Origin of the sequence: Aestuariivirga sp. (genome assembly GCF_037139295.1) — a bacterium.
GTDB lineage: Bacteria > Pseudomonadota > Alphaproteobacteria > Rhizobiales > Aestuariivirgaceae > Aestuariivirga.
Map to the genome: position 1 here is coordinate 1 of NZ_JBAXGR010000040.1, position 20,658 is coordinate 20,658.

At 63.4% G+C, this 20,658-nt stretch carries 23 protein-coding genes and 1 pseudogene; 7 read left to right on the top strand and 17 right to left on the bottom strand.

Features of this window, described 5'->3' with window-relative positions; genetic code table 11:
• The 5 genes and pseudogenes from WCJ41_RS11650 to obgE all read right to left on the bottom strand — a co-directional run.
• Positions 1 to 159 (bottom strand): annotated as a pseudogene (locus tag WCJ41_RS11650) (histone); the annotation flags it as partial.
• 117 nt (positions 160 to 276) lie between these two features.
• A complete protein-coding gene (locus WCJ41_RS11655; protein ID WP_336905996.1) occupies positions 277 to 885 on the bottom strand; it encodes a nicotinate-nucleotide adenylyltransferase in 609 nt (202 codons plus the stop codon).
• Positions 882 to 2,144, bottom strand: a complete 1,263-nt coding sequence (locus WCJ41_RS11660) for a glutamate-5-semialdehyde dehydrogenase (protein WP_336906025.1) — start codon at positions 2,142 to 2,144, stop codon at positions 882 to 884. Before WCJ41_RS11660 ends, WCJ41_RS11655 begins: the two co-directional genes overlap by 4 nt.
• Before the next feature lie 5 nt (positions 2,145 to 2,149).
• Entirely contained in the window at positions 2,150 to 3,286 is a 1,137-nt protein-coding gene (proB, locus tag WCJ41_RS11665; protein WP_336906026.1) for a glutamate 5-kinase, read from the bottom strand.
• On the bottom strand, positions 3,274 to 4,320 hold the full coding sequence (gene obgE, locus WCJ41_RS11670) for a GTPase ObgE (protein WP_336905997.1): 1,047 nt from the start codon (positions 4,318 to 4,320) through the stop codon (positions 3,274 to 3,276). The genes proB and obgE overlap by 13 nt, the downstream gene beginning before the upstream one ends.
• A gap of 221 nt (positions 4,321 to 4,541) precedes the next feature.
• Here obgE and WCJ41_RS11675 point away from each other — a divergent pair, with 221 nt between their 5' ends.
• Complete coding sequence (locus WCJ41_RS11675; RefSeq protein WP_336905998.1) at positions 4,542 to 5,258, top strand: lytic transglycosylase domain-containing protein; 717 nt, start codon at positions 4,542 to 4,544, stop codon at positions 5,256 to 5,258.
• A gap of 20 nt (positions 5,259 to 5,278) precedes the next feature.
• Here WCJ41_RS11675 and WCJ41_RS11680 read toward each other — a convergent pair whose 3' ends face one another.
• From WCJ41_RS11680 to rplU, 3 genes are all read right to left on the bottom strand, one after another.
• Entirely contained in the window at positions 5,279 to 5,803 is a 525-nt protein-coding gene (locus WCJ41_RS11680; protein WP_336905999.1) for a GNAT family N-acetyltransferase, read from the bottom strand.
• Between the two features lie 112 nt (positions 5,804 to 5,915).
• Positions 5,916 to 6,182: a 50S ribosomal protein L27 gene (gene rpmA / locus WCJ41_RS11685; protein WP_336906000.1), complete on the bottom strand. Its 267-nt coding sequence runs from the start codon at positions 6,180 to 6,182 to the stop codon at positions 5,916 to 5,918.
• A 28-nt stretch (positions 6,183 to 6,210) separates the two neighbouring features.
• Positions 6,211 to 6,522 (bottom strand): 50S ribosomal protein L21, encoded by a 312-nt coding sequence (gene rplU, locus WCJ41_RS11690; protein ID WP_336906001.1) that lies wholly within the window; start codon positions 6,520 to 6,522, stop codon positions 6,211 to 6,213.
• Positions 6,523 to 6,770: 248 nt separating this feature from the next.
• Between rplU and WCJ41_RS11695 the strand changes: the two genes are divergently transcribed.
• Positions 6,771 to 7,691 (top strand): hypothetical protein, encoded by a 921-nt coding sequence (locus tag WCJ41_RS11695; protein WP_336906002.1) that lies wholly within the window; start codon positions 6,771 to 6,773, stop codon positions 7,689 to 7,691.
• A gap of 6 nt (positions 7,692 to 7,697) precedes the next feature.
• On the opposite strand, the gene WCJ41_RS11700 is transcribed toward WCJ41_RS11695, so the two are convergent.
• Both WCJ41_RS11700 and WCJ41_RS11705 read right to left on the bottom strand, forming a co-directional pair.
• Positions 7,698 to 9,674, bottom strand: coding sequence for a protein meaA (locus WCJ41_RS11700; RefSeq protein ID WP_336906003.1), 1,977 nt, complete (start codon positions 9,672 to 9,674; stop codon positions 7,698 to 7,700).
• A 60-nt stretch (positions 9,675 to 9,734) separates the two neighbouring features.
• The gene (locus tag WCJ41_RS11705) at positions 9,735 to 10,019 is read right to left on the bottom strand and encodes a hypothetical protein (protein WP_336906004.1); all 285 of its coding nucleotides are present in this window, start codon (positions 10,017 to 10,019) and stop codon (positions 9,735 to 9,737) included.
• 217 nt (positions 10,020 to 10,236) lie between these two features.
• Here WCJ41_RS11705 and ccrA point away from each other — a divergent pair, with 217 nt between their 5' ends.
• Entirely contained in the window at positions 10,237 to 11,535 is a 1,299-nt protein-coding gene (ccrA, locus tag WCJ41_RS11710) for a crotonyl-CoA carboxylase/reductase (RefSeq protein WP_336906005.1), read from the top strand.
• A 123-nt stretch (positions 11,536 to 11,658) separates the two neighbouring features.
• Here ccrA and WCJ41_RS11715 read toward each other — a convergent pair whose 3' ends face one another.
• Complete coding sequence (locus tag WCJ41_RS11715; RefSeq protein WP_336906006.1) at positions 11,659 to 12,543, bottom strand: YihY/virulence factor BrkB family protein; 885 nt, start codon at positions 12,541 to 12,543, stop codon at positions 11,659 to 11,661.
• Positions 12,544 to 12,570: 27 nt separating this feature from the next.
• Positions 12,571 to 13,281 (bottom strand): tellurite resistance TerB family protein, encoded by a 711-nt coding sequence (locus WCJ41_RS11720; RefSeq protein WP_336906007.1) that lies wholly within the window; start codon positions 13,279 to 13,281, stop codon positions 12,571 to 12,573.
• A gap of 56 nt (positions 13,282 to 13,337) precedes the next feature.
• Between WCJ41_RS11720 and WCJ41_RS11725 the strand changes: the two genes are divergently transcribed.
• Positions 13,338 to 14,240: an EamA family transporter gene (locus WCJ41_RS11725; protein ID WP_336906008.1), complete on the top strand. Its 903-nt coding sequence runs from the start codon at positions 13,338 to 13,340 to the stop codon at positions 14,238 to 14,240.
• On the opposite strand, the gene WCJ41_RS11730 is transcribed toward WCJ41_RS11725, so the two are convergent.
• The 4 genes from WCJ41_RS11730 to WCJ41_RS11745 form a co-directional block, all read right to left on the bottom strand.
• A complete protein-coding gene (locus tag WCJ41_RS11730) occupies positions 14,212 to 14,559 on the bottom strand; it encodes a YkvA family protein (protein ID WP_336906009.1) in 348 nt (115 codons plus the stop codon). The two genes, WCJ41_RS11725 and WCJ41_RS11730, sit on opposite strands and share 29 nt — an antisense overlap.
• Before the next feature lie 58 nt (positions 14,560 to 14,617).
• A complete protein-coding gene (locus WCJ41_RS11735) occupies positions 14,618 to 14,824 on the bottom strand; it encodes a twin transmembrane helix small protein (RefSeq protein WP_336906010.1) in 207 nt (68 codons plus the stop codon).
• A 64-nt stretch (positions 14,825 to 14,888) separates the two neighbouring features.
• A complete protein-coding gene (locus WCJ41_RS11740; protein WP_336906011.1) occupies positions 14,889 to 15,719 on the bottom strand; it encodes an SDR family oxidoreductase in 831 nt (276 codons plus the stop codon).
• Positions 15,716 to 17,362: an acyl-CoA dehydrogenase family protein gene (locus WCJ41_RS11745; RefSeq protein ID WP_336906012.1), complete on the bottom strand. Its 1,647-nt coding sequence runs from the start codon at positions 17,360 to 17,362 to the stop codon at positions 15,716 to 15,718. Before WCJ41_RS11745 ends, WCJ41_RS11740 begins: the two co-directional genes overlap by 4 nt.
• Before the next feature lie 179 nt (positions 17,363 to 17,541).
• Between WCJ41_RS11745 and WCJ41_RS11750 the strand changes: the two genes are divergently transcribed.
• From WCJ41_RS11750 to rlmN, 3 genes are read left to right on the top strand one after another with little or no spacing between them, the layout of a single operon-like run.
• A complete protein-coding gene (locus tag WCJ41_RS11750) occupies positions 17,542 to 18,060 on the top strand; it encodes an invasion associated locus B family protein (RefSeq protein WP_336906013.1) in 519 nt (172 codons plus the stop codon).
• A gap of 1 nt (position 18,061) precedes the next feature.
• Positions 18,062 to 18,802 carry a phosphodiester glycosidase family protein gene (locus WCJ41_RS11755; protein WP_336906014.1) on the top strand — a complete coding sequence of 247 codons (741 nt, stop codon included), beginning with the start codon at positions 18,062 to 18,064 and terminating at the stop codon, positions 18,800 to 18,802.
• A 60-nt stretch (positions 18,803 to 18,862) separates the two neighbouring features.
• Positions 18,863 to 20,047: a 23S rRNA (adenine(2503)-C(2))-methyltransferase RlmN gene (rlmN, locus tag WCJ41_RS11760; RefSeq protein WP_336906015.1), complete on the top strand. Its 1,185-nt coding sequence runs from the start codon at positions 18,863 to 18,865 to the stop codon at positions 20,045 to 20,047.
• Here the strand turns inward: rlmN and WCJ41_RS11765 are convergent.
• On the bottom strand, positions 20,039 to 20,656 hold the full coding sequence (locus WCJ41_RS11765; RefSeq protein ID WP_336906016.1) for a Fic family protein: 618 nt from the start codon (positions 20,654 to 20,656) through the stop codon (positions 20,039 to 20,041). The genes rlmN and WCJ41_RS11765 overlap by 9 nt on opposite strands.
• Positions 20,657 to 20,658: the final 2 nt, after the last annotated feature.

Below are 20,658 nucleotides of genomic sequence, written 5' to 3' on the forward strand. Positions count from 1 at the left end.
CTTGGCCTTGGCAATTGGCTTGGCCTTGGCAATTGGCTTGGCCTTGGCAGCAGGCTTGCCCTTCGGGGCGGCAGCCTTCTTGCCAACGGGACGGGTGCTCTTGGGAGCAGATTTCTTTGCCGCGGTTTTCTTGGCTGCGGACTTCTTGGCGGGCGCTTTCAGTGTTCTGGTCCTTGGTTCCGGTTACGTCTCTGCATGGATGCGAGTGACATGCCTTTTGGGTGGAACAACGAGTCTGACGCTAAAGGGTTCGGCGGCACCGTTCAAGGGCCTCTCTCAGGCGGCGTGCGTCTTGGCGCGCCGCCTGATCGCCGTTGAGCTCTCCGGGCGGAGCGGCATGGGGATGAAGCACCAGGCCGGTGGCGTTGCCGTCACCAGCTTCGGCGCCATGTTGGTCGGGATCTGCGCTTCCGAAAAGCGCGTCGCGGCGGGCCCACCCAGTGCGCGCAGCGAGAAGCCCGGCCGCGCCAGCACGGCGAGCGGCAGGGTTTCGGGGATCTCCAGCCAGTCGTGCCAGCGGTGCAGGCTGGCGAAGCTGTCAGCCCCCATGATCCACACGAAGTGCGCCCGCTTCAGCAACGGCCTTAGGCCCCGCAGCGTCTCCGCCGTGGTGCGGGCCCCCATCTGCTTCTCGACGTCGGTGACAATGAAGCGCGGATGCTTCGCCACCTCACGCGTGTAAGCAAGGCGGTCGGCGTATTCACCGGTCTCGGAGGAGTCCTTCAGCGGGTTCTGCGGCGACACCAGCCACCACACCCAGTCGAGTTCCAGTCGCTTCAGCGCATAGAGCGCCACCATGTAGTGCCCGTAATGGGCGGGGTTGAAGGAGCCGCCGAACAGCCCGATCCTCTGGCCTTCGCCGAAAACGGGCGGTTTGAGGATCATGGGCGTGTCTGCCCCTTGCCCCGCACCTGGTACTTGAAGGTCGTCAGCTGTTCGACGCCCACCGGCCCGCGCGCATGCAGCTTGCCGGTGGCGATGCCGATCTCGGCGCCGAAGCCGAACTCGCCGCCGTCGGCGAATTGCGTGGAGGCATTGTGCAGAACGATGGCACTGTCGACCTCATTCAGGAAACGCTCGGCGGTGGCCGCATCCTCGGTGATGATCGAGTCGGTGTGCTGAGAGCCATAACGGGCAATATGCGCCATTGCCTCGTCCACGCCATCCACCAGTTTCAGCGAGATGATGGCGTCGAGATATTCGGTGGACCAATCTTCCTCGGTCGCGGTCTTTACCCGCGCATCGACCTTGCATGCGGCGTCGTCGCCGCGCACTTCGCAGCCCGCGTCAATCAGGGTCATGATGATCGGCTTCAGGTTCTTCTCCGCCGCAGCCCTGTCGATCAGGATCGTCTCGGCCGAGCCACATACGCCGGTGCGCCGCATCTTGGCGTTGAGGCACACGGCCTTCGCCATCTCGGTATCAGCCGCCTTGTCGACATAGACATGGCAGATGCCTTCGAGGTGGCTGAACACCGGAATGCGCGCATCCTGCTGAACCCGCGCCACAAGGCTCTTGCCGCCGCGCGGCACGATCAGGTCCAGCGTGCCGCCGAGGCCTTCCAGCATCAGCCCAACGCAGTCACGGTCGGCATTGGGCACCATCTGGATTGCGGTGCGCGGCAGGCCGGCACTGTCCAGCCCGCGCTGCAGGCAGGCGATGATGGCGCCCGAGGAATGGAAGGAGTCGGAGCCGCCACGCAGGATCGCCGCATTGCCGGACTTGAGGCACAGGCCGCCTGCATCCGCCGTCACGTTGGGCCGCGATTCATAAATGATGCCGATGACGCCGATGGGCACGCGCACCCGGCTGAAGGCAAGGCCATTGGGCCTCGTCCATTGCGCCATCACCTGGCCCACGGGATCGGGCAGGGTGGCAATTTCTTCCAGCCCCTTCGCCATGGCTTCGAGGCGCGCCTCGTTCAGCGTCAGCCGGTCGACGAAGCTGGCCTTCATGTCCTTCGCCCTGGCGTTCTCAAGGTCACGCCCATTCTCGGACAGGATGTCAGCGGCGGAGCGGCGGATCTTCGCCGCCATGGCCATCAGCGCATCGTTCTTCTGCTGGGTCGGTGCCAGCGCCAGAACCTTCGCGGCCGCGCGCGCGGCGTGGCCCAGCGTCAGCATCAGCTCGCGGTTGGTCATCATCCCGGTCATGTGCGGTCTCCGCCCATCAGCACCATGTCGTCGCGGTGGATCAGCACGTCACGCCCGCGGAAGCCCAGCACCTTCTCGATCTCGGAAGACTTGAGGCCCAAAATCTTTGCCGTGTCACTGGCGTCATAGGTGACGAGGCCGCGGGCAATCTCGCGGCCCCTGATGGTCACGATCGACACGGTGTCGCCGCGCGCGAAGCTGCCTTCGACTTTCTTGACGCCTGCCGGCAGCAGGCTCTTGCCCTTCGCCAGCGCTTCCGCAGCGCCTTCGTCTACCACAAGGTGACCGATGGGCTGCAGCGTGCCGGCAATCCAGCGCTTGCGCGACTGAAGCGCATTCGAACTGGCCACGAACCACGTGCAGCGCGCGCCCTCGTGGATGCGCTTCAAGGGGTGCATCTCGTGGCCCGAGGCGATCACCATGTTGCAACCAGCGCCCAGCGCGATCTTGCCAGCCTCGATCTTGGTGATCATGCCGCCGGAGCCCACGCCCGAGATCGGCTTTCCGGCCATCGCCTCGATCTCCAGCGTGATCTCCTCGACGACAGGAAGGAATGTGGCGCCCTTCTGGTTGGGCGGTGCGGTGTAGAGTCCGTCGATATCGGAGAGCAGCACCAGGCAGTCGGCACTCATCATCGAGGCGACGCGCGCGGCCAGCCTGTCATTGTCGCCGTAGCGGATTTCGCTGGTCGCCACCGTGTCGTTTTCGTTGATGACGGGAACCGCACCCTGCTCGATCAGGGTGGAGAGCGTTGCGCGTGCATTCAGGTAGCGGCGGCGCTCTTCGGTGTCGGTGAGTGTCACGAGAACCTGTGCTGCAACCATGTTCCGTGTACGGAGCGCCTCCGTCCAGGCCTGGGCCAGCGCGATCTGGCCCACCGCTGCCGCTGCCTGCTTCTGCTCGAGGCGCAGCGTACCCTTGGGCAGGCCCAGCGTGCGGCGGCCGAGCGCGATGGCACCGGAAGAGACGATGATGATCTCGGCACCCCGCACCCGCGCATCCGCGAGATCGCCGATGAGCGATGACAGCCACGATGCCTTGATCGTGCCGGTCTTGTCGTCCACCAGAAGCGCGGAGCCGATCTTGACGACGATGCGCCGCGCCTTTTCGAGGCGTGACTTCACGGCCGCCAGTCCTCCGTCGTCACCCCCGGCTCGTCATTGGCGCGATTGGCGCGGCGCGAGGTGTCGATCACCTCGAGCAGCTTCTTCATGGCTTCCGGCACACCTTTGGTGGTGCCGCCAGACATGAGGATCGGCATCTCGCGCACCCGGCGCTTGAAGTCCTTCAGCTTGGTTTCGATCTCGTCGTCCTGAAGCAGGTCGGTCTTGTTGAAGGCGATGATTTCGGGCTTCTCGGCAAGTTCCGGCGAATAGGCCTTCAGCTCCTTGCGGATCACCCGGTAATCAGCGACCGGGTCCTCGCTGGTGACATCGATCAGGTGCAGCAGCACCGCGCAGCGCTCGACATGACCGAGGAAGCGCGTGCCGAGCCCGTGGCCCTCATGCGCGCCCTCGATGAGGCCCGGAATATCGGCCAGCACGAAGCTCTGCATGCCGACGCGCACCACACCCAGCTGCGGGTGCAGCGTGGTGAAGGGATAATCCGCGATCTTGGGCTTCGCGGCCGATACGGCAGCGAGCAGGGTGGACTTGCCGGCATTGGGAAGGCCCAGCAGTCCCGCGTCGGCGATCAGCTTCAGGCGCAGCCAGATCCAGCGCTCCTCGCCCTCGAGGCCGGGGTTGGCGTGGCGCGGTGCGCGGTTGGTGGCCGACTTGAAATGAGCGTTGCCGAAGCCGCCATTGCCGCCCTTGGCGATGCGGAAGCGGTCGCCCAGCTTGGCGAGGTCGGCCACCATCGTCTCGTTGTCCTCCTCGAACACCTGGGTGCCCACCGGCACCTTCAGCACGATGTCGTCCGAGTTGGCGCCGGCCCTGAGCCGGCCCATGCCATGGCCACCCGTCGAAGCCTTGAAATGCTGCTGGTAGCGATAATCGATCAGCGTGTTGAGGCCGTCCACGGCCTCGATCCACACATCGCCGCCATTGCCGCCGTCACCGCCGTCGGGTCCGCCCATCTCGATGAACTTTTCCCTGCGGAAGGACACCGAACCAGCTCCGCCGTCACCGGAGCGCACATAAACCTTTGCCTGGTCGAGGAATTTCATGATGACGCCTTGTAACGCGGGTTGCGGGAAGAGCCTAGCCCCCTGTGGCCCCTGCGCCACGGATCCATCCAGAGGCCGCATTGTAATAATTTGGCCCCTCTCAGAACACATTTGGTAGTTTTACGGGGGGCCGCTCCGAGATGGGCGCCCTTCGGGGGAAGATGATCACAACCAAGCCAAAGATCATCCCGGCGTTGTTTGTGTATAACGAAAGGCAAGAAATGAAAAATAGACTGATCGCAGGAATGCTGTCTGCCGCTGTACTGGCTGGCATCTCCGCTATACCTGCCGAGGCAGCCTGCAAGGGTGCCACTCACTGCTACGGCACCACCACGTCCACAAGCTTCACCTCCAAGCCCAGGGCGGCCACGAAGCCCGCGCAACTGCGCAAGGCGCCGGTCCGCACCACCGCCGCCCACACGCGGCGGAGCACGACGAAGCAGGCCGCCGCCCATCCGCGCAAGCGCGTGCATGTCGCCCATGCCAAGTCGCCTACGCAGGTCGCTTCCAACAGCAAGCGTATCCTTGCCGTCCGCCGCAGCCAGACGGAAGTCGCTGCGCTGGCCGTGCCGGTGGGCGCCAATGCCTCGCAGGGCAACGTCATCTCGCTGATCAAGGCCATGGCGCCGTCGCAGGGTGTTCCCACCTGGTTCGCGCTGCGCATCGCGCATGTCGAATCCAACTACAATCCCAACATGCGTGGCAGCCATGGCGAGTATGGGGTGTTCCAGATGAAGTGCGCCACCGCCAAGGACATCGGCTTCAGCGGCAATTGCGCAGCACTTCTCGACCCGCGCACCAACATCCAGTGGGGCCTGAGGCATCTCGCGCTGGCCATCGGCAAGTCCGACGGCAACCTGCGGCTTGCGGCCTCGAAGCACAATGGTGGCCTCGGCCGCCGCACCCTCGTGGCGAGCTACGTCGCCAAGGTGTTCTGATGATTTGAGGGAGCGGGGGCTCATCGCCGCCGCTCCTTCGCTTCTCTCCAGGCTTGCCGCGTCAGATCCAGCCGCATGATCGGCACCTCCGCGGCACGCGCCCGCGAGAACGCCACGTCCTCGCCCGTTTCCCGAAATCCCAATCCCAGCAGAATGCGCCGCGAGCCATCATTGCTTAGGTGATAGCTCGCCACCATCCGGTCGCGCCCCATTGCTGTGAACGCATGGTCCGTCACGGCGCTTGCGGCTTCCGTGCCGAAGCCCTTTCCCCACTGCGGTTCAGCCAGCCAGTAGCCCAGCTCATCCTGCGTGATGCCGATGCCGCCGACCAGTTCGCCTCCAAACGTAATGAACAGCATCAATTCATCCTGCGGCGTGACCCGGCTTCGGGCGATATAGTCTTCCGCATCTCTGCGGCCATAGGGGTAAGGCACACGCCCGGTCCAGCGCGAGACGTTGAGGTTGCCAAGCCCGTGCACCAGCGCCTCCGCGTCAGCCTCATGCGGCGGGCGGAGCGTCAGGCGGTCAGTCACGAGAATTATCATGGGAGCTATCCAAACGAAAAGCGGAGAGGTGGTTGCCACCTCTCCGCTTCAAATTCGTGCAAGCATACCGGATCGGTGGATCCGGCGGCTTGACTATGTCTGAGCCCGCCGGTTACTCAGCCGCGACGGCTGGGAGCACGGACACGGTCTGCTTGTCACCCTTGGTGCGGCGGAAGCTGACGACGCCGTTCACCACCGCGAAGATCGTGTGGTCGCGGCCAATGCCCACGCCGGTGCCCGGGTGAACCTTGGTGCCGCGCTGGCGGATGATGATGTTGCCGGCGATGACGGCTTCGCCGCCGAACGCCTTGACGCCGAGACGGCGGCCTGCCGTATCGCGCCCGTTGCGGGATGAACCGCCTGCCTTTTTATGAGCCATGGTGTGTTCTCCTGGTTCCTGTCAGCGCTTAGCCGAGAATTTCGCGGATGGTCACCGAGGTCAGGTCCTGACGGTGGCCGTTGCGCCGACGGTAATGCTTGCGGCGGCGCTTCTTGAAGATGATGACGTGGGGGCCACGGTCCTGGGAGGCGATCTCGCCCACCACGGTGGCGCCGGCCACATGCGGTGCACCGATGTTGATGGCGTCGCCATTGGCGATCATCAGTACTTCAGCGAACTTCACCTGGTCGCCCGGGTTGCCCTCGAGCTTTTCGATCTGGATCTTGTCACCGGCTGCAACGCGATACTGCTTGCCGCCAGTCTTGATGACTGCGTACATGGTCTTTCTTCCTTATGTGTCGCGCCCTTTGGCGGCACTGGAAAACCCGTGGTCCAGTGCGCTTCAAGTGTCTGAAAACTCAGACGAAATTGGGTTGCCGGAGGCAGCGCAATACGCGCGGGAGGGGTTAACCCCGCCGCGCAGTGGGCCGGAAATAGTGGAAAGTACAGCGGGAGTCAAGAATTTGGGAAAGCGGCCGACAGATCCCGTAGTATAAAATTGGAAATAATTTCGTGCTTTGATTGTGTATGCTTTTCAACCCGGTCTTCCGCTTGTCGCTTGCCTGGCTGGCCCCTGTGCTGGCGCTTCTGGCATCATCCTTCTCCTCCCCTCTGCTGGCAAACGACAGCGGAGGCGTTCCCGAACTCCGGATGGCCGAGACCGTCGCACCTGTGGTCCCGGCCGACCAACCGATGATGGTCGTCCGCATGCGCGGCACCGGCCGGTGCGGCAGCCTGTGTCCGGAATGGATCATGGCACAAGGTCTCATCACGCCGAATACGCCTGAGCGGTTCCGCCTGCTGCTGCGCCAGATGGGACATGAGAAGCTTCCGGTCGTTCTCGACTCGCCGGGAGGGGATCTCGATGCGGCGCTGGACATCGGTCGCATGATCCGTGCCAAGGGACTCACGACGATCATCGGCCGCAGTGAGGCGCAGGGCTGCGCGCCACGCGATGCGGCGTGCCACAAGGGCCGGCCCGTGGGTCTCGTCTATAAGGGATTTGTCTCCACCCCAGGCGTGTGTGCCAACGCCTGCCTGCTGGTGCTTGCGGCCGGCACACAGCGCATCGGTTACTGGATCACCGAGTCAGCGTTTCCCGCACCCGACTCCTACAAGACGAGCAAAGCCGGGTCAGATGCGGCGACGCTAATCGGCGACTATCTCGCCGACATGGGCATTTCCCCCGGGCTCATGCCCCGCGTCCGCCGCTCAAGCCTGCCGCTGGACAGAGCGGAGATGCTGCATTTCGGATTGAGCACGGGGCGGCAGCGGGTGGAGGATTTCACAGGGTCGAGCATCTGCGCGGGGGCAAGGCCCGCTGCCAACTGCGTGGCCCTTGCGCCCGCCAAGCCACCAGCGCGCATGTCAGCCACAGCGCCTGCAAGAAAGCCGACGATGCCCCGCACAAACCGAGTCATCATCTGGGGCGGGATCGAAGACATGTGAGGCGGCTCATGCCGCCTTTTCGTCCGCCCGCTTCTCGATCAGCGTCACGAGGTCATCCATGATGCGGTTCATGTCGAAGTCCTTGGGCGTATAGACGGCGGCCACGCCCAGCTGCTTTAGCACGTTGACGTCGTCCTGCGGGATGATGCCGCCCGCCACCACAGGTATGGAGAGGCCCGCGGCGCGCAGGCGCTGCATGACCTCGCGGATCAGCGGCACATGTGAGCCCGAGAGGATGGAGAGGCCAAGGATGTGGACGTTTTTCTCCTGCACCGTCCTGACGAGTTGCTCCGGCGTCACGCGAATGCCGTCATAGATGACCTCGAGGCCGGTGTCGGCGGCGCGCACGGCGATCTGCTCGGCACCGTTGGAGTGCCCGTCGAGGCCGGGCTTGCCGACGAGGAAGCGCGGCGTTTCGCCCATGCGCTCGGCCAGGCGCTTCACGCGTGTGCGGAGATCTGCCATTTGCTCGCCGCCATCAGCCCGCATGGTGAGTGCCACGCCGGTAGGCGCGCGGTATTCGCCGAAGATCTCGCGCAGTGTCGCACCCCATTCGCCGGTGGTGACATCTGCCTTGGCGCAGGCGATGGACGGTTCCATGATATTGCGGCCGTCCTTCGCAGCGCTCGCCAGCTCCGCGAGCGCCAGCTTCACTGCCTTCGCGTCGCGCGCCGCGCGCCATGCCTTCAGCTGCTCGATCTGGGCATATTCCACGTCGTCCTTCACCGTCATGATGGCATCGGTGCCAGCCGACAGCGGCGAGGGCTCGGTGGTGGTGAAGGCGTTGACGCCGACGATCTTGGTTTCGCCCGACTCGATTGCGTGCAGGCGTGCGGTGTTGCTGGCGACGAGCTGGTGCTTCATGTAGGCGATTACCTTCTCAGAGGTGCCGCCGCCCAGGCTCTGTACATGTGCGAGTTCTGCGCGCGCCTGATCCTTCAGCGCCTCCACCTTCTTGGTGATCTCGGTCGAGCCCTCGAAGATGTCGCCATATTCCAGAAGGTCGGTTTCATAGGCCACCACCTGCTGCATGCGGAGCGACCATTGCTGGTCCCAGGGGCGGGGAAGCCCAAGCGCCTCGTTCCATGCGGGCAGCTGCACGGCGCGCGCGCGGGCGTTCTTCGAGAGCACGACGGCCAGCATCTCGATCAGGATGCGGTAGACGTTGTTCTCCGGCTGCTGCTCGGTGAGGCCGAGCGAATTCACCTGCACGCCATAGCGGAAGCGACGATGCTTCTCGTCAGTAATGCCATAGCGTTCGCGGCCGATCTCGTCCCACAACTCGGTGAAGGCCCGCATCTTGCAGAGCTCGGTGACGAAGCGGATGCCGGCATTCACGAAGAAGGAGATGCGCGCGAAGACCTCCGGGAAGTCCTTCTCGGCGACGGCACCCGATGCCTTTACGCCGTCGAGCACCGCGATTGCAGTGGCCAGCGCGTAGGAGAGTTCCTGCACCGGCGTCGCACCCGCTTCCTGCAGGTGATAGGAGCAGACGTTCATCGGGTTCCACTTCGGCAGTTCCTTCGTGGAGAAGGCGATGGTGTCGGTGATGAGCTTCATCGACGGCCCGGGGGGGAACACATAGGTGCCGCGTGAAAGATATTCCTTGATGATGTCGTTCTGGGTGGTACCCGAGAGGCTGGTGCGGGGCGCCCCTTGTTCCTCGGCCACCGCCACATAGAGTGCCAGCAGCCAGGCTGCCGTGGCGTTGATGGTCATCGAGGTGTTCATGGTGGCGAGCGGGATCTGGTCGAACAGCGTACGCATGTCGCCGATATGCGATACTGGCACGCCCACCTTCCCCACTTCACCCCGTGACAAGACGTGGTCGGAGTCATAGCCGGTTTGGGTCGGCAGGTCGAAGGCGACCGAAAGCCCCGTTTGGCCCTTGGACAGGTTGGTCCGGAACAGTGTGTTGGATTGAGCCGCCGTGGAATGGCCGGCATAGGTGCGGAAGAGCCAGGGTTTGTCGCGCATCATCATGATGGTCCCATGCTGGCATGGCCCATATTGCACCGCAACCTCGACCTTTGGGCAGTCGGTTCAGCCTCTCCGCGGGCGGGAGAACACCAGCAACACGAGGACCGACGTCACCAGCATCCCCGCCATGGTGGCCAGCAGGGTCTTCTCGAGCAGGAAGTCGAAGGGAGTTCTGACGTTAGTTCCCAGGTAATTGGCCGCCTGAGCGCCCGCAAACAGTGCCAATCCGTTCAGCAGGAAACCCATGACCCCCGAAACGCGGGTGAAGTTGGTGAGTACGAAGGCGCCGACCACCACGCAAATCGACATCGCCACGAAGCCGGGCGTTAGCTCCGTTCCATTTAACATCCCACTCAGCCACTTCATAAGGCGGCTCCTGAGCCGGAGGGCGGATGGACGGAAATGACAAAATCGACCAGCATCTCAACTACTAATTCATCCGTTCCGGTGCCCGTTGTCAAGGTCCAGGACTGAAAAGCTCTCTCCGGACCCCCTCCTTTTGTTGCGGTGCGAGATGCTCTAGCCTCGGTTAATCTGGATGTTGTTCTTAGAGGGAGACGACCACATGAGTTCCGCCGCTGCCAAATCCGCCCCCGCCCCGGCCAATGGCAATGCCACGGTGAAGGACCTCTACGAGGTTGGCGAAATCCCGCCGCTCGGCCATGTGCCGGCGAAAATGTATGCCTGGTGCATCCGCCAGGAGCGCCACGGCGCGCCCGACAGTGCCATGCAGATCGAGGTCGTGCCAACCTGGGAAATCGGCGAGGACGAATGCCTCGTCCTCGTGATGGCGGCGGGCGTCAACTACAACGGCGTCTGGGCGGCCCTGGGCAAGCCCATTTCCCCCATCGACGGCCACAAGAATCCCTTCCACATCGCGGGCTCCGATGCTTCCGGCATCGTCTATGCCGTGGGCGCCAAGGTGAAGCGCTGGAAGGTGGGCGACGAGGTGGTCATCCACTGCAACCAGGATGACGGCGACGACGAGGAGTGCAACGGCGGCGACCCGATGTTCTCGAACTCCCAGCGCATCTGGGGCTATGAGACGCCGGATGGCTCGTTTGCGCAGTTCACCCGCGTGCAGGCCCGCCAGCTGCTGCCCAAGCCGCAGCATCTCTCGTGGGAAGAGGCTGCCTGCTACACCCTCACGTTGGCCACCGCCTATCGCATGCTGTTCGGCCATCGTCCACATGTGCTGGGTGCCGGCCAGAACGTGCTGGTGTGGGGCGCATCGGGCGGCCTCGGCTCCATGGCCATCCAGCTCATCGCCACCACGGGCGCCAATGCCATCGGCGTCATCTCGGAGGATGACAAGGCAGACTTCGTCATGCAGCTCGGCGCCAAGGGCGTCATCAACCGCAAGAAGTTCAACTGCTGGGGCCAGATGCCCGCCGTGGGCACTCCTGAGTACAATGACTGGATGAAGGGCGCCCGCGAGTTCGGCAAGGCCATCTGGCACTTCACTGGCAAGGGCAACAACGTCGACATGGTGTTCGAGCATCCGGGCGAGTCAACATTCCCAGTCTCCGTTCTGATGACCAAGCGCGGCGGCATGATCGTGATCTGTGCTGGCACCACGGGCTTCAATCTCACGCTCGATGCGCGCTATCTGTGGATGCACCAGAAGCGCGTGCAGGGCTCGCATTTCGCCAACCTCCTGCAGGCTTCTGCTGCCAACAAGCTCGTCATGGCGCGCCGCATCGATCCCTGCATGTCGGAGGTCTATTCCTGGGCCGACATCCCCAAGGCGCACATGAAGATGTGGAAGAACGAGCACCGCCCCGGCAACATGGCCGTTCTCGTATCAGCCCCGACGACAGGCCTGAAGACGCTGGACGATGCCATCGAGGCGTCGGGGAAATAGCTTACTTCAGCGATCGCATTCATCATGCCCGGGCTTGATGTTGGGCCCGGGCATCCTATTTTGTGGTCACTGCAAAGGATCGCCGGGTCAAGCCCGGCGAAGGTGGATGAGAGAAGCAGAACCCTAAACCTCCGCATCCTCTCGCGCGAAGCGCTGCATGCGCATGATCCTGCACACAACCAATACCCGGTTCACCTCGCCGCCGAGGATCAGCACCAGCGCTGCGAGGTAGACGAAAAACATCGCCGCGAAGACGCCCGACAGCGACGCATAGGTCGAGGCGAAGGTGTTGAAGTTGACGAGATAGATCGAGAAGGCGGATGACATCAGCACCCACGCCACAACGGTGATCACCACGCCCGGCAGCAATTCCAGCACGTTCAGTGTCCTGGCGGGCAGCACGCGGTGGCACAGCAACACGCCTGCCGTGAGCAGGATAATGCCGATCGGGTAGCGCAGCTGTTCGATTGTCACGAAATGGCCCTTGAGGGCCGGCGCATAGAGTTCCGCCACATGGATCATCACCGGCGCGAAGACGATCAGCAGCGCGAAGGCCAGCAGGAACACCGCCGAGCCAATGACAAACAGCACGTTCTGGAAGTAGAGCCACCACATGCTCCGCGTTTCGCGAATGTCATAGGCACGGTTCAGGCCCACGCGCACGCTGTCCACCCCGCCCATGGCACTCCAGATGGTGATGAGCGCCGAGAGCGAGAGCAGGCCACTCCTCGGCACGGTGAGGATGGAGCGGATCTCCGGCACCAGCGGTTCGACAAGGCGCGGCGGCGCCACGCTCAGCAGGAAGGTAACCACCCCCTCCGCCAGATTGTCGTTGCCGAAGAAGCCTGCGAGCGCGGTCAGAAAGATCAGGAAGGGGAACACCGAGAACACGGTGCGGAAGGCGATGTTGCCGGCCAGCGGAATGGCCTCGTCGGCGAACAGCCGGTAGAAGCTTTCGCGCACCAGTGTGGCAATGGTCGGTCCCTGGTCATCGGGCTTGGCCGTCATGCCCGGTCAATACCGCATGGTGACGGGTCAGGCCACACTCTTCACGGCTTCCTTCTCGATGGCCGCCCTTAGGCCGGGTTCCAGCTTGAGGCGCGAGGCCAGCATGGCGAGGTAGGCCTGTTCAGCCGGATCATCGGGGTCGATCGCAAGGACCGAGGCAGCATAGATTTCGACGGCCAGCTCGGGCGTCACCGCAGCCGCCACCACCGCGTCGATGTCGAGGGGCTTGCGCAGTTCGTCGATGATGAAGGCCTTCTCCTCGGTGTCGAGGTCGTGTTCGTTGAGCTTCGCAAAGATGCGACTGTGCTCCTGCGCATCGATGTGGCCGTCGGCCTTCGCCGCGGCGATCATGGCCCGCAGGATGGCGAGGCTCATGCCGTCGCGCTCCTCGCTGCGGACGGGCAAGAAGGGTGTGCCTTCGGGATTCGGCGTGATGTCCTTCATCGGCTGCGCCGGCTCCGCGACAGGCGCTTGCTGCGAGGCGCGCCAGCTCTCATATGCCTTGTAGGCCAGTCCGGCGAGGGCGGCCGTGCCACCGAGCTTTACCGCGCCCTTGGCCAGCTTCTTCGATGTCTTGCCGCCCAGCAGGATGCCGGCAAGACCGCCTGCCACGCCGCCAGCTGCAAGCCCCTTCATGAAGTCGGGCGAGGTGACGCCGCCCGACTTGCCGTCCCGGGCCGGAGTGTCGCCCCGGCTGCCGCCGAGGAATTGTTCTAGAAGCTTCTGCGGATCGAACATGTCTGCTCCCTGATTTACCGTCTCGCCTCGCCACGAGAATCCGGGCAAATGGCGGCATGGCTCATGCAACGCCCGCTACCCGCGCCCTCATCGCCGCGGCTCCTGTCCTGTTCGTGCTCATGTGGGCAACGGGCTTCGTGGTTGCAAGGCTTTCAGCGCCCCATGCCGATCCGCTCACCTTCCTGACGATCCGTTTTCCCATCGCCGGGGTTATTTTCGCCGCCATTGCGCTGGCGCTCTCCGCGCCATGGCCGGGTCCGCGGGCTGCCTTCCACGCCACGGTGGCAGGCGCCTTCCTGCATGGCGGCTATCTCGGCCCCGTCTACTGGGCAGTGGCGCATGGCATGCCGGCGGGTGTCTCGGCGCTGATCGTGGGGCTGCAGCCGCTGATGACGGCGATCCTCGCCGCCTGGATGGTGAAGGAGAAGATCGCGCTCCGCCACTGGCTTGGCCTCGTGGTGGGCATCCTGGGCGTGGCACTGGTCGTTTCGCCCAAGCTCCAGTCGGGTTTTGGCGGGGGCATCACGCCGGTGACGACGGCGGTCAATATCTTTGGTGCGCTGTCGATATCGTTCGGCACGGTCTACCAGAAGCGCTTCGCCACGGCGCTCAACCTGGCCAGCGGCGGCGCCTGGCAATATGTTGGCGCCACATTGGCCGTCGGGATTCCTGCACTTTTCATGGAGCAGATGCGTTTCGACGGCAGCTTCGATGCGTGGTTCGCGCTTGGCTGGTCCGTCGTCGTGCTGTCGCTGGGTGCCATCACGCTGCTGATGCTGCTGATCCGGCTGGGCGATGTGGGCCGGGTTGCCAGCCTCATCTTCCTCGTGCCCGGCGTCTCGGCGCTGATGGCCTATGTCCTGTTCGGGGAAACGCTCACGCCGGTGCAGATCCTCGGCATGGCCGTCTGCGCCGGCGCGGTGCTGATCGTTACACGGAGATGGGTGCGCCAGCCCTGAGACGGGCGATCGTCTCGCGGGCGCGGCGGCGGTGGTCCTCCGTCACGTGGTTGCGCACCATGTTGAAGGCGGCGAGCAGCACGGCCATGTCGTCGGTGAAGCCCAGCCCCAGCACGAAGTCCGGCAGCGCGTCGATCGGCAAGATGAAATAGGCGAGAGCGCCAATCAGGATGCCCTTGGCCTTCAGCGGCGTCGCCCTGTCGAACGCGGCGTAATAGGCCGCCACCAGCTCGTCAGCCAGCGGCACGCGTGCCAGCACGCGGGCAAGCTTGGGAAAGAACTTCTCCCGCACCCTAAATTCGTCAGCCGTGACAGCCATCGCGATCCCTCCGCCAAACGGGCAGAGAGATGGGGATTCATTGTGGTGAATTCAAGCTCTAGCGGTGGGTGAAATAGAAGGCCGCCATCAGCACCACAATGGCAATGGCCTGCAACCCGACGCGCCAGCGCATCAGCTTCTGGGAGGTGTTGGATGAACCGCCTCGGAACATGTTGACGAGGCCCATGAGCAGCACGACCGCTACGGCCGCCGTCGCAATGTAGCTCAGATATTGGAAGAACAAGTTTCGCTCCGAAGTCCGCATGACCGGGCCAACCCATGGGCCGGGCAGGGGGTTCGCGTCAAGGCGGCATAGCGCGCATCTGCCATCACTGGTCCGAAGCCTTGTCGAGCACGTGATCGAGGATCCGCTGCGGCAGAAAGCGCCGGGCGATCGCCATGTAGTGTGTCGGCCTGGTCACATAATAGCGGGCATGCGGGCGGGGCGACTCCACGGCGTGGACGAGTTTTTCCAGCACCGCCTCGGGGCCCAGTTTGTAGCGCGCAGAACCGCCGCGTCCGAGCCTGGCGCGCTGCCTGGCATAGGCGTCCTTGTAGTGCGAGGCGCCCTCATCAATGTTCTTCTCGAAATTCTTCAGCGAGGTCTCAACGAACTTGCTGGTGATCGGACCCGGCTCGATCAGCGACACGAAGATGCCGCTGCCGCGCAGTTCAAGCCGCATGGTGTCGGACAGCGCCTCGATGGCGAACTTCGAGGCATTGTAGGCGCCGCGCCATTTGAGCGCCACCAGGCCCAGCACCGAGGAGCACTGTACGATGCGGCCCGAACCATTCGCCCGCATCAGTGGCAGGCATTCGCCCGTCAGCTGGTGCCAGCCAAACACGTTGCAGGCGAACTGCTGTTCCAGCACCGCGCGCGTCAGGTCTTCCACCGCACCGGGCTGGCCGAAGGCGCCATTGTTGAACAGTGCGTCGAGCTTGCCGCCCGTGCGCTTCGCCACGTCGCCTGCACAGGCGGAGACGGACGCGGGCTCGGCATAATCGAGATAGATCGCCTCGAGCCCTTCCGCCTCAAGGCGCGCCAGGTCCTCAGGCTTGCGTGCCGTGGCGAAAACCCGCCAGCCACGCTGCTTCATGCCCAGCGCACAGGTCCAGCCGATGCCGGTGGAGCAGCCCGTGATGAGGATCGTGCGGGTCAATTCCCGCCTTCGAGCAGGCGTCTCGCAATCACCTGTGCCTGAATCTCTGCCGCACCCTCGAAGATGTTGAGGATGCGTGCATCGCACAGCACGCGGCTGATCTGGTATTCAAGCGCGAAGCCGTTGCCGCCGTGGATCTGCAAGGCATTGTCGGCCGAGGCCCAGGCCACGCGGGCACCCAGCAGCTTCGCCATTCCAGCCTCGAGATCGCAGCGCCGGCCCGCATCCTTCTCACGCGCGGCGAACAGCGTCAGCTGGCGTGCTGCCATCACTTCCGCCGCCATCAGCGCCAGCTTATCGGCAATGCGCGGGAAGGCGAGGATGGGCTTGCCGAACTGCGAGCGGTCCTTGGCATACTTGAGGCCGATGTCGAGGGCACTCTGGGCCACGCCCACGGCGCGTGCTGCCGTCTGGATGCGCGCGGCCTCGAAGGTTTGCATCAGCTGCTTGAATCCCTGGCCCTCGATGCCGCCCAGCAGGTTCTCGGCCTTCACCTCGAAGTCCTCGAAGCGGATCTCGTATTCCTTCATGCCGCGATAGCCCAGCACCTCGATCTCACCGCCGGTCATGCCCTTGGCGGGGAAGGGGTTCTCGTCGCTCCCGCGCGGCTTCTCCGCGAGGAACATCGAGAGGCCCTTGTAGCCCGTCTCGTCCGGGTTGGTGCGCGCAAGCAGCGTCATCACGTCGGCGCGCACCGGGTGGGTGATCCAGGTCTTGTTGCCCGTCACCTTGTAGACATCGCCATCGCGCACCGCGCGGGTGCGCAAGGAGCCGAGATCTGAACCCGTGTTGGGTTCGGTGAAAACTGCGGTCGGCAGAATTTCGCCGCTCGCGATCCTCGGCAGCCACTTTTCCTTCTGCTCCTTGGTGCCGCCGCACAGGATCAGCTCGCAGGCGATCTCGGCGCGGGTGCCGAGCGAGCCGACCGCGATCCAGCCGCGTGACAACTCTTCCGAAACCACGCACATCGATTCCTTGGAAAGCCCTAGCCCGCCGTGCTCTTCCGGAAGCGTCAGCGCAAAGACGCCGAGTTCGGCCAGTTCCTTGACGATCTCCATCGGAACGTAGGCATTGTCGAGGTGCCACTGGTGGGCATGGGGGGCGACCTTGGTCTCCACGAAGCGGCGCATCGTCTCGCCCATCTCGGTCAGCGTCTCGTCGAGGCCGGATGATCCGAAATTGCCGTCGGCGATCAGCTCCACCAGCCGCCGCCGTGCGGCAGAGGTGTTACCGCGTTCGATCAGGACGAGATCATGCAGCCCCGCCGTCTCGCTGCGCGTCAGACCGAGTTCGGGGAGCCTGAGGAACTCTCCCTGGTTCATCGGAATGCCGCCGGCGACGTGGTTGACGTATTCGCCCGCGGCGATCTGGACTGTCAGCTGCTCCGTCTCGCCGAACTTGCCTTCCGCCTCCAGCCGCCCGGCGAAATTGGCCAGTTCGCGCAGCGTTGCCGCATAGGTCGCCAGCCAGGCGAGGCCATGTGCCGCATGCTGTTCCTCGTCCAGAAGGCTGGAATTGATCTTGCCACCCGGCATCACGCGGGCCGCCACCCTCGCCTTGGCCTTGGCAAGAAGGGTCTCCACGGCAGTTGCGGCCTGGTCGAGATGGCTCACCAGATGGGCCACGCAAACCGTTGATGCCATTTCACTTTCCACAGCCGCCATGATCGAAATCCTTCACAAATGACGTAAAACGCTAGCCGAATGCCTGTTGCGCTGCAATAATCCATCCGGCCAGTCTCGCCTTCTGTCAGCATCTGCCAAAATTGGGCCGGAATCGTCCACCATTGGATTTCCGTCTCGGCCAGGATTAAGGTTTCCGCATGAATCAGTTACGGCGCACGGGTGTCCTTGGGATCACCCTCCTCACCCTCTCCTCGGGCGCAAGCCTTGCGGACAATGAACCCAAGCAGATTGGCGCCTTCGAGGACTGGACCGCCTATTCCTATGAGGCGACCGACTCAAAGGTCTGTTACGCGTCCTCGACGCCCAAGGCGACGGACCCCAAGGGTGTCAAGCGCGACCCCGCCTTCTTCCTCGTCACCAACATGCCAGGGCGCAAGCCGCCGGTGAAGGGCGAGGTTTCCACCATCATCGGCTATCCCTTCAAGGAGGGCGAAGCCGTCAAGCTGACGATCGACGACCAGGCTTACGAGATGTTCTCCAAGGGCGACACCGCCTGGGTCGATACGGGCAGCGACAAGAAGATCGTCGCCGCCATGAAGAACGGCAAGTCGCTCAAGGTGAAGGGCACCTCCTGGCGCGGCAAGACCACCGAGGACACCTATTCGCTGCAGGGCATTTCGGCAGCACTCGCCGCCATCGACAAGGCCTGCAAGTAACATGAGCCGGGCCATCCGGCTCTGGCTTCTCGTGCTTGGCCTGCTTATCGGGGCGGCCCGGGCCGAGGCTGCCTGCACCGGCGAGACCTATGAAGGCAACGACTATACGGTCTGCCGCTTCGACCTCCGGGAGGACCACCTGCAGCTCTTCAGCCTTGATGACAAGGGCGAGCCCTATGGTTCCTTCTCTGCGTTGTCGCTGGCGCTGGCGGACAAGGGCGAGAGCCTTTCCTTCGGCATGAATGCCGGCATGTATGGCGAGGACCTGAAGCCCATCGGCCTCTATATCGAGGACGCCAAGACGCTGCACAAGCTCAACCGCCGCAACGGTCCGGGCAACTTTCACATGAAGCCCAACGGCGTGTTCTTCATCGATGGCGACACGGGCGGGGTGATGGAGACGGAGGCCTTCGCGGCGTCCGGCATCCGCCCGCAATTCGCCAGTCAGTCCGGTCCCATGCTGGTGGTCGACGGCAAGATCCACCCCAAGTTCTCGGTGGACGGCACCTCGCTGCAGCGGCGCAATGGCGTCGGCGCGCCCGATGACCACACGCTGATCTTCGTCATCAGCGAGGACTGGGTGAACTTCCATTCCTTTGCGAGCCTGTTCAAGGACAAGCTCGGCTGCCCCAATGCCCTGTTCCTCGATGGTTCGATCTCCAGCCTGCACGCCCCGGATATGGCCCGCAGCGACGGATTTGCGCTGCTGGGGCCCATCGTGGCGCTGGCCAAAGGACCTTGAAGCCCCTATTTCAGGGCTTCTCTCGCATTTCTGCTCCAATTCATGCTATGGGCCCGGTCCATGACCACGCTGCTCTCTACTGTTGAAGCGCCGCCGCGCTACATTCCGAACGACCCCCGCCCGACGCTGCTCGGCCTCACCCGCGAGGGGCTGGCCGAGGCCATGGGTCGCGCCGGCGTGCCGGAAAAGCAGCGCCGCATGCGGGCAGGCCAGGTCTGGCACTGGCTCTACCACCGCGGCGTCACCTCCTTTGCCGAGATGACCAACATCGCCAAGGACCTGCGCCAGCGCCTGGACGAGACCTTCATCATCGGTCGCCCGGAGATCGTCACCGAGCAGACCTCGAACGACGGCACGAAGAAGTGGCTGCTGCGTTTGACGCCTGATGAGCGCGGCGCGCGCCACGAGGTCGAGATGGTCTACATTCCCGAGGAGGACCGCGGCACGCTCTGCATCTCCTCCCAGGTCGGCTGCACCCTTACCTGCACCTTCTGCCACACCGGCACGCAGAAGCTCGTCCGCAACCTCACCGCCGGCGAGATCGTGGCGCAGGTGATGACGGCACGCGACCGCGTGAAGGACTGGCCGCAGGACATCGAGGCCAACCCCACCCCGCCGCTTGGCGGGCGCTACATCACCAATGTCGTGCTCATGGGCATGGGGGAACCCCTCTATAATTTCGACAATGTGAAGGACGCGATGGACATCGTCTCCGATGGCGAGGGCATATCGCTGTCGAAGCGGAGGATCACGCTGTCGACCTCCGGTGTCGTCCCGGAAATCCAGCGCGCCGGTGACGAGATCGGCACCATGCTGGCCATCTCGCTGCATGGCACGACGGATGAGATCCGCGACAAGCTGGTGCCGCTCAACAAGAAGTACCCCATCGAGGAGCTGCTTGCCGCCTGCCGCAACTATCCCGGCGCGTCAAACGCGCGGCGCATCACCTTCGAGTATGTGATGCTGAAGGGCGTCAACGACACGCCAGCCGATGCCAAGCGCCTGGTGCAGCTGCTCAAGGGCATTCCCGCCAAGGTGAACCTCATTCCCTTCAATCCCTGGCCCGGCACGCAATATGAGTGCTCGGACTGGGACACGATCGAGGTTTTCGCCGAAATCCTCAACCGCGCGGGCTACGCCTCGCCCGTGCGCACCCCGCGCGGCCGTGACATCATGGCCGCCTGCGGCCAGCTGAAGAGCGAAAGCCAGAAGCTGCGGGCAAAGGAACGCCTTGGCCTAAGTTAACTCTTTGCCTGATGCCGAACTTATAACTGAGAGAAGCTGCTTGGCGAGCATGTTCATAAGCAACTCTTCCATCACATCCAAATTCAACTGCTCACCGTTTCTCCAAGCCTCATCGGCATCTTCCAGCGCAGCGAAGTAAGCATTTCGATCTTTTTGGATCTGTTCGGGAATTGTTGGTACGCCAGGCAGCACGTATCCTGTCACTAGGGAAAGCACTACGTAAGACAGAACTCTGCTGGTTCTCCCATTGCCGTCGGCAAATGGATGGATCCAGTTATGTCTCCACATCACGTATGCAGCTAAATGAAACGCTGTTTGGACGTGAAAATTGTCGTTCACATACTCGCACATTTCGGTCACCAATCCCTCAACGAGATGTGCTGGGGGAGGCTGATGAGCACTTCCTTCTATCCTGACTGGAGTTCTTCGCCACTCCCCAGGATTAGACTGAATGCCTTGAACAGCTATCTTCTGTAGCTGGAGAATGAGCCCAGGACGCAATGCAAAGGGCCTGCCGGGTTCCAGATAGTAGCGAATGACTTCAATGCCTTCTTCGAGTTGCCTGAACCCGTTTTCAGCTTCTAGTTTCGCTACTTCTTCGTCATTCATTC

Excerpts from the sequence above, each read along its gene's own strand:
- WCJ41_RS11655 (WP_336905996.1), bottom strand. The coding sequence starts at position 885 with ATGATCCTCAAACCGCCCGTTTTCGGCGAAGGCCAGAGGATCGGGCTG.
- WCJ41_RS11660 (WP_336906025.1), bottom strand. The coding sequence starts at position 2,144 with ATGATGACCAACCGCGAGCTGATGCTGACGCTGGGCCACGCCGCGCGC.
- obgE (WP_336905997.1), bottom strand. The coding sequence starts at position 4,320 with ATGAAATTCCTCGACCAGGCAAAGGTTTATGTGCGCTCCGGTGACGGC.
- WCJ41_RS11675 (WP_336905998.1), top strand. The coding sequence starts at position 4,542 with ATGAAAAATAGACTGATCGCAGGAATGCTGTCTGCCGCTGTACTGGCT.
- WCJ41_RS11680 (WP_336905999.1), bottom strand. The coding sequence starts at position 5,803 with ATGATAATTCTCGTGACTGACCGCCTGACGCTCCGCCCGCCGCATGAG.
- rpmA (WP_336906000.1), bottom strand. The coding sequence starts at position 6,182 with ATGGCTCATAAAAAGGCAGGCGGTTCATCCCGCAACGGGCGCGATACG.
- rplU (WP_336906001.1), bottom strand. The coding sequence starts at position 6,522 with ATGTACGCAGTCATCAAGACTGGCGGCAAGCAGTATCGCGTTGCAGCC.
- WCJ41_RS11695 (WP_336906002.1), top strand. The coding sequence starts at position 6,771 with ATGCTTTTCAACCCGGTCTTCCGCTTGTCGCTTGCCTGGCTGGCCCCT.
- WCJ41_RS11700 (WP_336906003.1), bottom strand. The coding sequence starts at position 9,674 with ATGATGATGCGCGACAAACCCTGGCTCTTCCGCACCTATGCCGGCCAT.
- WCJ41_RS11705 (WP_336906004.1), bottom strand. The coding sequence starts at position 10,019 with ATGTTAAATGGAACGGAGCTAACGCCCGGCTTCGTGGCGATGTCGATT.
- ccrA (WP_336906005.1), top strand. The coding sequence starts at position 10,237 with ATGAGTTCCGCCGCTGCCAAATCCGCCCCCGCCCCGGCCAATGGCAAT.
- WCJ41_RS11715 (WP_336906006.1), bottom strand. The coding sequence starts at position 12,543 with ATGACGGCCAAGCCCGATGACCAGGGACCGACCATTGCCACACTGGTG.
- WCJ41_RS11720 (WP_336906007.1), bottom strand. The coding sequence starts at position 13,281 with ATGTTCGATCCGCAGAAGCTTCTAGAACAATTCCTCGGCGGCAGCCGG.
- WCJ41_RS11725 (WP_336906008.1), top strand. The coding sequence starts at position 13,338 with ATGGCTCATGCAACGCCCGCTACCCGCGCCCTCATCGCCGCGGCTCCT.
- WCJ41_RS11730 (WP_336906009.1), bottom strand. The coding sequence starts at position 14,559 with ATGGCTGTCACGGCTGACGAATTTAGGGTGCGGGAGAAGTTCTTTCCC.
- WCJ41_RS11735 (WP_336906010.1), bottom strand. The coding sequence starts at position 14,824 with ATGCGGACTTCGGAGCGAAACTTGTTCTTCCAATATCTGAGCTACATT.
- WCJ41_RS11745 (WP_336906012.1), bottom strand. The coding sequence starts at position 17,362 with ATGGCATCAACGGTTTGCGTGGCCCATCTGGTGAGCCATCTCGACCAG.
- WCJ41_RS11750 (WP_336906013.1), top strand. The coding sequence starts at position 17,542 with ATGAATCAGTTACGGCGCACGGGTGTCCTTGGGATCACCCTCCTCACC.
- WCJ41_RS11755 (WP_336906014.1), top strand. The coding sequence starts at position 18,062 with ATGAGCCGGGCCATCCGGCTCTGGCTTCTCGTGCTTGGCCTGCTTATC.
- rlmN (WP_336906015.1), top strand. The coding sequence starts at position 18,863 with ATGACCACGCTGCTCTCTACTGTTGAAGCGCCGCCGCGCTACATTCCG.
- WCJ41_RS11765 (WP_336906016.1), bottom strand. The coding sequence starts at position 20,656 with ATGAATGACGAAGAAGTAGCGAAACTAGAAGCTGAAAACGGGTTCAGG.